Genomic DNA, 1,161 nt, shown 5'->3' on the forward strand with positions numbered 1-1,161 from the left:
GGAGCCAGCCGCCGAAGGTGGGGTCGATGATTGGGGTGAAGTCGTAACAAGGTAGCCGTATCGGAAGGTGCGGCTGGATCACCTCCTTTCTATGGAGACTCGTCACGGTAGAGGATAAACCCTGCTAGTTTATCTAGCGAAGGGATAAAACCTCTATGCAGTGAGATGTCGAGGTCGAACCGGACGGAGACCTCCCAATTAGACGCAAACGAGACAATCTCGCAAGCGACTAGAAGGGACAGGTCCGAACGGAAAGGTTAGCACGCAGCGCGACACAACTGTTTGATTTTGAGGGACTGGAGAAACTTACCGGTTGAATAGCTCAACCGGGTGTAGTAGACTCTTAATTCCGGTGATGAACCGGATGGACCTCAACAACTACAAAATGATCTGGTGGCAATGGCGGAGGGGTCACACCCGTTCCCATCCCGAACACGGCAGTTAAGCCCTCCTGCGCCGATGGTACTTGGGACGTTGGTCCCTGGGAGAGTAGGTCGCTGCCAGATTGACCGGGTTTTATTACCCGGCAGACCTGACAAACGTCAGGTTTCCATATGACCGCTCCTATGTAGCGGTGCTGTTCCTTGAAAACTGCACAGAGGTAAAGTAAAGCGCAATTATAAGGTCAAGTTAGTAAGGGCATACGGTGGATGCCTAGGCGCTGAGAGGCGAAGAAGGGCGCGGACAGCTGCGAAAAGCTACGGAGAGCCGCAAGCAGGCGTAGACCCGTAGATACCCGAATGGGGCAACCCGTCCGGAGTCATATCCGGACATCGTACACTGAATTCATAGGTGTATGAAGCCAACCCGGGGAACTGAAACATCTAAGTACCCGGAGGAAAAGAAATCAAGCGAGATTCCCCCAGTAGCGGCGAGCGAACGGGGAAAAGCCTAAACCGTCTCTTTGGAGGCGGGGTTGCGGGACCTTCATCCCGAATGAATCATCCTAGTCGAAGCGGTCTGGAAAGGCCCGGCACAGCAGGTAACACCCCTGTAGGCGAAAGGACGAGCCATTCCGAAGGGATCCCAAGTACCGCGGGGCACGTGAAATCCCGTGGGAATCCGGGGGGACCACCCTCCAAGGCTAAATACTCCTCAGCGACCGATAGTGAACCAGTACCGTGAGGGAAAGGTGAAAAGCACCCCGGAAGGGGAGTGAAA

The 1,161-nt window shown here is 54.6% G+C and carries 3 rRNA genes; all 3 read left to right on the forward strand.

Annotation, left to right across the window (positions count from 1 at the left end):
* Nucleotides 1-89 (forward strand): 16S ribosomal RNA (locus tag GJ688_RS19805); the annotation flags it as partial.
* 300 nt (nt 90-389) lie between these two features.
* Nucleotides 390-506, forward strand: a 5S ribosomal RNA gene (gene rrf / locus GJ688_RS19810).
* Nucleotides 507-623: 117 nt separating this feature from the next.
* Nucleotides 624-1,161, forward strand: a 23S ribosomal RNA gene (locus GJ688_RS19815); the annotation flags it as partial.

It is taken from the genome of Heliobacterium mobile, from assembly GCF_009720735.1.
GTDB lineage: Bacteria > Bacillota > Desulfitobacteriia > Heliobacteriales > Heliobacteriaceae > Heliobacterium > Heliobacterium mobile.